Origin of the sequence: Sulfitobacter mediterraneus, from assembly GCF_003054325.1 — a bacterium.
GTDB classification, from domain to species: Bacteria; Pseudomonadota; Alphaproteobacteria; order Rhodobacterales; family Rhodobacteraceae; genus Sulfitobacter; species Sulfitobacter mediterraneus.
This window is the reverse complement of sequence record NZ_QBKU01000024.1, coordinates 1-8639: the sequence shown is the minus strand read 5'-3', so window position 1 is coordinate 8639 and position 8639 is coordinate 1. Positions and strand designations below refer to the sequence as shown.

7 protein-coding genes and 1 pseudogene are annotated in these 8639 nt (G+C 54.7%); 5 read left to right on the top strand and 3 right to left on the bottom strand.

Translation table 11 applies throughout. From position 1 onward, the window contains the following. Window positions 1–96: 96 nt before the first annotated feature. Window positions 97–720, top strand: a pseudogene (locus tag C8N31_RS19950) (IS91 family transposase); the annotation flags it as partial. Between the two features lie 425 nt (window positions 721–1145). On the opposite strand, the gene C8N31_RS19945 reads toward C8N31_RS19950, so the two are convergent. Beyond that, entirely contained in the window at window positions 1146–2036 is an 891-nt protein-coding gene (locus C8N31_RS19945) for an AraC family transcriptional regulator (RefSeq protein ID WP_025050064.1), read from the bottom strand. A 161-nt stretch (window positions 2037–2197) separates the two neighbouring features. Between C8N31_RS19945 and C8N31_RS19940 the strand changes: the two genes are divergently transcribed. Further along, window positions 2198–3151 (top strand): SDR family oxidoreductase, encoded by a 954-nt coding sequence (locus C8N31_RS19940; RefSeq protein ID WP_025050063.1) that lies wholly within the window; start codon window positions 2198–2200, stop codon window positions 3149–3151. 206 nt (window positions 3152–3357) lie between these two features. Here C8N31_RS19940 and C8N31_RS19935 read toward each other — a convergent pair whose 3' ends face one another. Beyond that, the gene (locus tag C8N31_RS19935; RefSeq protein ID WP_025050062.1) at window positions 3358–3777 is read right to left on the bottom strand and encodes a GFA family protein; all 420 of its coding nucleotides are present in this window, start codon (window positions 3775–3777) and stop codon (window positions 3358–3360) included. Between the two features lie 115 nt (window positions 3778–3892). After that, window positions 3893–4768, bottom strand: coding sequence for an aminotransferase class IV (locus C8N31_RS19930; protein ID WP_025050061.1), 876 nt, complete (start codon window positions 4766–4768; stop codon window positions 3893–3895). A 365-nt stretch (window positions 4769–5133) separates the two neighbouring features. On the opposite strand from C8N31_RS19930, the gene C8N31_RS19925 reads away from it, so the two are divergent. From C8N31_RS19925 to C8N31_RS19915, 3 genes are all read left to right on the top strand, one after another. Beyond that, window positions 5134–6030 carry a sulfotransferase domain-containing protein gene (locus C8N31_RS19925; RefSeq protein WP_025050060.1) on the top strand — a complete coding sequence of 299 codons (897 nt, stop codon included), beginning with the start codon at window positions 5134–5136 and terminating at the stop codon, window positions 6028–6030. Window positions 6031–6177: 147 nt separating this feature from the next. Further along, complete coding sequence (locus C8N31_RS19920) at window positions 6178–6696, top strand: GNAT family N-acetyltransferase (protein ID WP_051544673.1); 519 nt, start codon at window positions 6178–6180, stop codon at window positions 6694–6696. A gap of 109 nt (window positions 6697–6805) precedes the next feature. Next, window positions 6806–8542, top strand: a complete 1737-nt coding sequence (locus C8N31_RS19915) for an adenylate/guanylate cyclase domain-containing protein (RefSeq protein WP_025050058.1) — start codon at window positions 6806–6808, stop codon at window positions 8540–8542. The last annotated feature ends 97 nt before the right edge of the window (window positions 8543–8639 follow it).

Sequence of the window (8639 nt, the reverse complement as noted above, 5' to 3'; positions counted from 1 at the left end):
CTTTCTCATCGTCCACTCCTCGGTGGTTACGATGAGCAACAAACCCTCTCTTAGCAAATGACACTATTTGGACCCATAAGCGCTGACTTCAGACAGGCGCGGTTATTCCGTCGCTTATTCATTGAAGGTCTGTTGGCACTGCACCAGGCGGGCGAACTTTCGTTCTTCGGTGATCGCGAAGGACTGGCCGACACCGCCGCCTTCACCAAATGGCTCGCCCCGTTACGTAAAACCGAATGGGTGGTCTATGCCAAGCCACCCTTCGGCGACCCCGGGGCCGTGCTCTCATACCTGAGCCGGTATACCCACCGGGTGGCGATCTCGAACCGCCGATTGGTCAGCGCCGATGCCGATATCGTCGCGTTCCGCTGGAAAGACTACCGCATAAAGCGCGGGCAGCGTCAAAAGGTCATGCGCCTCGCCACGCCAGAGTTAATCCGCCGTTTCCTGATCCACGTCCTACCAGATGGTTTCCATCGCATCCGTCATTACGGCCTACTGGCCAGCGGCACCCGCAAAGCCAATCTCACCAAAATCCGCGGGCTGCTCTGCATCCAGCCACCTGACAAAGAAGATGCCCAAAACACTGAGCCAGACGTCACCGCTCTCACCATGCGCGAACCATGCCCGTGCTGCGGCGGACCTATGCGGATCATCGAAATCTTCCGTCGAGGGCAGAAACCAATGTCACGTGCGCCACCTCGGGAACAGGCCGCATGATTGAACGCCTGTCACTGATCACACGCTCAAACCGGCAGCAACAAGCTGCAACGGGCCGGTCGAGATGCGCCGTGCAAACTCCAGCGTCAAATACTGCTGCAATGCCTTCAAAAGGGATTGTTTCGCACGCAGAGCCGCGCGACAAGAAGCCACCTGACTTCGACACAAAAAGCGTCAACCCATCCGCTCAGATCACCGTCGCATCAACTGACAGCACAAAATCCCCATAGACGCCGCCCAGTCCCCGCGGCTTCCACCTTGGGAGATTTTCCAACGCGGGCCGCACGAGCACCAAGCACAACCGTCACACCCCGGCCCGCTTCGAAAAATCTTCACCAAACCGGTCACTCAACTATAGATCAGAATGCTGCAGTCGCAGGCCGCTTTCCGGACATTCACCACGAGCCTGAAGTGGCAGTGGCACCTTAGTTCAGTCGTTCTGGAATCTGCGTCGCTTGGCTCCATTGCCGCGGTGACTGGCCATACACCCGCTTGAACTCGCGGCTGAACTGAGAAGAGCTTTGATACCCCACGTCCCAGGCCGCCTCCGAAACGGTCTTTCCTTCGGCGATCTTCATCGCGGCGTTGTTCAACCGCATCGATTTCACAAACTGGATTGGGGACATTGCCGTAGCTTCCTTGAATCGCCGATGAAAGACAGCGCGGCTCATGCCCACGTGGTCTGCCATATCGTCGATGGTGACCTGTTCCTTCAGGTGGTTCGAGAGAAAGTCGATAGTACGCGCGATTTCGTTGCCGACACCAAAGGCACGTCTTGCGGCGGCTCCGGCCTCTCCCATGAGCACTGTGTAGCACAACTCCCGAAGCCTCCCTGTTCCCAGCACCTCCAGATCAATTGGATTGTCGAGCAGCTCGAGTAGCCGCATCAAAGCTTGCGTGAATCCAGCATCCCAAGAAGCCAATGCCAAAGCCGACGGCGCTCCGCCCCGAGACTGTCTGTTGCCTCCACCGGCGGTCTCGATCTCCATGGTGAGCTCGCGCATCATTCGTGGATCCAAAGCGATCACTGCACCGAGCAGAGGATCCGCTTCGGAGGCCTGTGGCGTGCCCGCTTCGACCGGCAGTGTCATTGGGCAGAGCAGGTATTGGTCGCTGCCATAGACGTGGTGCTCACCGTCCAGAACAGCTTCCTTGCTGCCACTGAGAATCGCCACCACCGTGGGCTCGTAGACAGCAGGCACGCAGGGCATGGCCTCGGTCACCCGGAAAAGCTGGACGCCTTTCAACGCGGTATCGACGAGGCCTGCCTCTGACAGATGGCGCTCGATAAGGTCCTTGATCTGGTCTTTGCTCATGCGCTCTAGCTGGCAGAGGACTTTCATCTTTGCAATGGGGTTGAGACGAATGGGCAAGTAATCGAGAGGATATCGCCTGTTTCCGTGCCCAGCCAGGTCCTATCTGTGCCTTCAAGCAACAACACCTCAAACCGCCAGATTGGGCTGGCAGGAGACAGAAAATGGCAGATACGACATTCGGACCCAGAGGCTGGACACCCGAGCGCCTCGGCGACCAGTCAGGCAAGACCTACATCATCACCGGCGCCAACGCTGGCGCAGGCTTTCAAGCCGCGCGCATTCTTCTGAAGAAGAACGCCAAGGTGGTGATGCTGAACCGCTCGGCCGAGAAATCCGAGGCGGCAATCGCAGACCTGAGACAGGAATTCGGCGCGAAAGCCGACGTGAGCTTCGTCCGCATGGACCTGTCCGTTTTGGACAGCGTGCGCGAGGCTGCCGAAGAAGTTCTGAAGACGGTGCCTCGGATCGACGCGCTTATCAACAACGCGGCCATCGCGCAGGTGCCGACGCGCAAGCTGACCGTCGACGGGTTCGAAAGCCAGCTTGGCACCAACCACTACGGACATTTTCTGCTCAATGGTCTGCTCTTTGACCGCATCGCGGAAAGCAAAGGCCGGATCGTGGTCGTCGCCAGCCTCGGCTACAACATGGGTCTCAAGACCATCAAGTTCGACGACATGAACTGGGATGAGGGCTACGGCGCAAACACCGCCTATTCGCAGAGCAAGCTGGCGCAAATGATGTTTGCTTACGAGCTGCAGGACCGGCTGGCCACTGCAGGGCGCAGAGAAGTCCAGGTCTTCGTCTGTCATCCAGGCTCGTCAGCCACATCGCTGATCACCACCAGCGGAAGCCGGACAATGCGTTTCATCTGGTGGCTAATGACCAAGACGCCGATGGTCCAGACTGCAGAACAAGGCTCATATCCTGAGGTTATGTGTGCGACCGAAGAGGCCCTGTCCGAGCAACGCGCCCTTTACGGTCCGACTGGCCGCATGGAAGCGGTCGGTCCGGTTGGCAAAGGCACCCTGAATACCCACGCACATTACAAATCCGTCATGACACGGCTTTGGGAGGTGTCAGAGAAGGCTGTCGGGTTCGAGTGGAAACCCTGATCCAGAAAGCATACGTCACGGCTGCCCGACGTAAGGATCGCTTTTGGACGGCCCATTGCCGACAGCCAACGGCTGATCGCGATGCTACAGTCGCAGCCCGCATTGCCGTCATTAGCTGCGACAGCAAAGTATCGCTCTGTTCAAATTCAGAGCCTGACCGTCCTGCTGCTGCTGCCCGACACATGACTGCTTGGTTCTCGTTAGTCCTACTTGGGCGCATGAATCGCTAGGACTTCCGCCGCGGTCATGCACTTCGTTTGCTCTGAGAACGAATAGTAAGAAGGCTTCTCGTCGACAAAGACCTGCAGCGCCATCCGGAACTGATCTTGGTTGTTAAAGATCCCCGCGGCCATCTGATAGTTTGTTTGGCCGACTATGCGATAGAATAGGTTGGAACCGCATTCCCGACAAAACCCCCGTTCCGCCCTGTCCGACGAGCGAACCCGGCTCACAGAACCCTCATTGTTGAATGCCACCTCGCGGCAATTGACACTCATGAACGGCCCTGACGACCAGCGGCGACACATGTCGCAATGACAAATCGCTACACGATTTCGGTTGGAGGCAGCGCGCACTTGCACCGAGCCGCACATGCACTGACCCCTCAATTCGATATCTTCAGTCACGACTCTTCCTTTCAAAGTTTGGGCGCGATCTATCCTGTAGACTATTGTCGCCTTAGCAATGGGCAGACAGTGTCTCTAGACGTTTCGTGCTCAAATGCCTGCCGGTACCAAGGTACTACGTCGTCGCGGGATACTCGACTAAAAGCCGATACTTATCGTCACGATGCATCCCCCAATACCTCTCAGTGATCTGCCCTGTTAGCGGCCCAGGTAATCCCCGCCCCATCGGCTCTGCATCAATCTTCGTGACTGGCATGACGCCTCCGGCTGTCGACGTCACAAACACTTCGTCAGCCTGCTTTAGCTTCGCAGGCGACAGGTCCCCTGCCAAACACGCGATACCCAACGTGTGACAGATGTCGAATATCGTTTGTCGGGTAATGCCCCTTAAGACGCCATACTTCGGTGTCAGGACCTTCCCATCCGTCACCGCGAAGATGTTGAACCCTGGACCCTCTGACACGTTGCCCTCCGCATCAACAAGCATGGCTGTGTCGGCGCCAACTTCAAAAGCCGCATAGAGCCCTTTCACCAAATCCAACCAGTGATAGTTCTTAACTGTTGGATCGACCGATTGGGGCGGAATGCGCTGAAGTGGCGTGATTGCCGCGTGCAACCCGTGTTTCAATTGCTCTGGATTGGCCACCGACCCAAACGGGATGGCGAAGGCGATGAAGCGGTTGACGGCGTCACGGGGATCACGGCTGAAGGTCGGCGACGTCCCGCGCGTACAAATGAACTCGACATAGGCGTTCTTGAGGCCGGACAGCGCGACGCAGTTGCGCAAGATATCTGTGACCTGCTTCTTGTCATAAGGGATCGACATATGCAGCTTGTCCAGACCAGCGAAGAAACGATCAAGATGGTCATCCAACCGGAAAAAGGCTCCCTCCCAGACGTGGACCACATCATAGGTCGCGTCCGAGTGAAGGAACCCATAGTCAAGCACGGAGATCTTTGCTTCGCTGATCGGCAAATACTGCCCATCCATGTATGCCACGCCAGGCGGATACCGTGCAGTGTCGGCATGTCGGTCAGAAAGTGTAGGAAGACTACGCATACCAGAATGAGTACTCGTTTTGCGGGGTCAAACCAATGGCTCAGGCGAACAGAGAGTTCCGAGCGGCCCAGAGCGGACTCTCAACACGCTCGACGTTGCTGCGGTGCGGCACGGCATTGCAGCCATTGGTAAAGGTCGCGGCATTCTTCCGGCTGAATCTTCGGTCAGCGGGCGTTGCAGGCTTTCGTTCGCCTACCAAAATTTTTGGAGATCTGCCCAATTTCGAATTTTTAGCTAACAGCCGTTACCTTAAACATGGTTAATTACGCTGCAAGACTATGGCTTAGGGGACGAAGATGACAAAAGTGCAGACTGAGCGCCTTCAAGATTATTCAGGTCCTTTGACCAACACGGACGTTTGGGAATATTTTGCTCTTCGCCCAGACGATATCATCGTGAATACGCCCCCCAAGTGTGGAACGACATGGATGTTGAACATCGCTATGATGCTCATTTATGGTCGCGTTGTTCCAGAGGCAGGCAACAGAGAGGACTCTCCTTGGCTCGATGCTGGGTTTCGTGATCAGAAGGCGATGGCGGCATCGCAGGACAGTCTGACACGTCGTCGCTGCCTCAAAAGTCACACACCAATGGACGGGATCGCTTATGGTGTGGAACCAACCTATATTGTCGTCTATCGCCACCCGGCGGATGCGCATTTTTCCTTTCGCAGCCATGTTGAAAACATGAAGGACAACAGTGATCTGATTGGAATGTACCCCCCAGATTTGTCGGTGGGGTTTAGGCGTTTTCTGGACGACCCGCTGACGGATGCAGGCACTGACGACTTAACAATATCGTCCATTGTTCATCACTACGCGCAGGCGAAGACGCGGCAACCAAACGGAAATGTCCACTTTTTCCATTACGCCGATCTTAGCCGCGATTTGCATGGGCAGATAACGCGTCTAGCAGGTATCTTGGATATCTCCTTGCCCGCGCAGACGATAAGCGATGTGACGGAGGCCAACACATTCGCCAGTATGCGCAAAGTAGCCGAGACGAGTGAAACGAGGTTTGACGAAAAGTCACCTTTTCGCGACCAGGCCGGGTTTTTTGCGTCTGGAACATCAAACAAATGGGAAGGTCGTTTAACGAGCGAGGACATTGAACGCTATGACGCTCTTTGCGCTTCACTCCTACCGCCGGAAGATGCCGCATGGCTGAATTGGGGTGACAAACTTGAGCCGTAGTGCTTGTTTTAGCAGGCTGGGTGGCTGTGTTCGGACCATGCTGCTTTTACCAAATTTAATCGGCTTGTTTTGTAATTTCTATCAAAAAGGCATAGAAACACACGATAGCCTGAGACAATATTGCCCCTATTCGGATATTAAAGTCGTATGAATATTCTTATCGAAAGCCTGACAGAAATACCGGATCGCAATGAGATGGACGGGATGCTCCAGGAGTACTTCGATGTCATGGTAGACCGCCTCACCAGCATCGGTGGGCCCTCACCGGATACATCTCTCGTCATCAACGAATTCTGGCGAGAAGCACATCACTACCTCCCACCAACAGGTCAAACTTTGCTTGCCCGCGATCCTGACGGAAATCTTATCGGCATGGGCAGTCTGCGTGCCATCGAAGATGGTAAAGGTGAATTGAAGCGCCTTTATGTTCGACCTACAGCGCGTGGAACCGGGCTTGGTCGGCGGTTGGTCGAGCGCCGCATTCAAACTGCCCGTGAGATGGGTCTGAAAACATTGCTTGCCGATACGTTCAAAGCCAATGTGGAAATGCTGGGTCTCTATGAAAGTCTTGGTTTTGAACGGATCGAGGGTTTTGTAGAGAGTGCGACCTTCAATCTGCATCCTGAGTTCCACGAATTTATGGCGTATGTTCGGTTGAGCCTCTGAAGTATGGGGACCAACTGGTAATTGCTCAATTACGAACCTTTCCGGCCTACATCATTCTGCGAATATCCCTCTCGCAAGCCCGTATCATACGCTTTGAAAGATCTAGAAAATGGATAGAAGACTAGCAGCAATTCTGGCGGCCGATGTTGTTGGTTATTCCAAACTTATGGGATCGGATGAAAGCGGGACATTGTCGTCTCTTCGCAGTCTTCGGAAAGATCTATTGTCACCCCTGGTGGAACAGAACAATGGAGCCATCCTCAAAAGTATGGGTGATGGTTGGTTCATCGAATTTCAAAGCATCACCGATGCTGCGTCATGCGCTCTGGCGTTGCAGGATGCGGTAGAGGGCGGCTCAACGATCCAGTTGCGGATCGGGTTGCATATTGGCGAAGTTACGATTGCAGACGAAGACATATATGGTGACGGCATGAATATCTCAGCACGCCTGCAAGAAATGGCAGCGGCAGGAGCGATTGTTATCTCTGACGCCGCGCGACGGGCAATGGATGGTCGGCTAGCGTCAGAGTTTCAAAATCTTGGCGCTCAAGACCTCAAGAATATTGACGAACCGATGATCGCATTTGGGCGAGGCATGGAGGCAGCGCCAACAGCCGCAAAGAACGACCGCAAGGACGAAACCTCGAAGCCATCAATTGCAATAAGGCCGTTCAAATTGCTCTCCCGCGACAAAGAGCAGGAATTCCTCGCTGATGGCATCGTGGAAGACCTCATTACAGCGCTCGCGCGATTTCAATGGTTATCAGTCATCGGCAGAAACAGCACGTTTGCATTCAAAGGCTCAGCCGCAAGTTCAGCAGACCTCGCGGCTGAAATCGGCGTTAGGTATTTTGTCGAGGGTAGCGTTAGGGCCTCGCCCAGCAGAGTCAGAGTGAACGTTCAACTCATCGACGCCAAAGAAGACAAAAACATTTGGGCGGAGACATATGATCGACCGCAAGGAGAACTATTTGACCTGCAGGACGAGGTGACGCGTTCGATAACGGGCGTTTTGGTTCCAGCCCTTAGCAAGGCGGAGATGGACCGATCCATGCGATCCAACCATCCAACACTAGGTGCGTGGCAGAGCTATCAAAAAGGCTTAGCATTTTACTACCGACCGTTCAGCGTCGAGGATCACGCAGAGGCCAAACGTCACTTTGATCTCGCGATCAGACGCGATCCCAATTTTTCCGACGCATATGCAATGGTCGCGCTTATGGGCGCGTATTCCAATCGATCCGGGCAAACCAGCTATGGTGGATCGCCTGAGGAGATTATTGCCGAGGCCCTTCAAGCTGCGGAAAAGGCAGTGTTGCTTGATGACGGTGGGGCGCTGGCACATATCGCGTTAGGGGTTGTGAACAGCTGGATGGGCGAATTTGATACGGCGGTCGCGGAATGCCAGACGGCTGTACGTCTAAATTCTAACCTCGCACTTGCACACCACGAACTCGGGTTCGCTTTGAACCTTGCGGGCCGGTGTGTGGAAGCGACCGACAGTTTCGACGCAGCGATAAGGTTAAGCCCAAATGATCCCGGTCGCTGGAACTTCTACCTACTAAAAGGCTCAATGCTGTTCGCAATCGGGAATTTCGACGCGGCGGTAGAGTGCTTGAACCAGTCGGCGAGGCTTCGTCCAGCTTCTTTCTTTCCCCATGTCTTCCTCGCTGCCACCTATATTGAATTGAATGACGATGTGGCGGCGCAGGAATCTGTTAGCCAAATTCTAAAACGTAAGGCAGACCTGAAAATTGAGAACCTTCGCATGGTATTCGGGAAGGCACCGGCGGAACACCTTCTCCGGGCAATGAAAAACTTGGAGATTGCGGGGCTGCCTGCCTAAACTGAACCGCCCCTTGTTTGGCGGAGACCCAGAAGTAAGGATACTGGGTTATGGAAAAGAAGAACTTTGGGAAGAGATATCCGGACGAACTACGTGC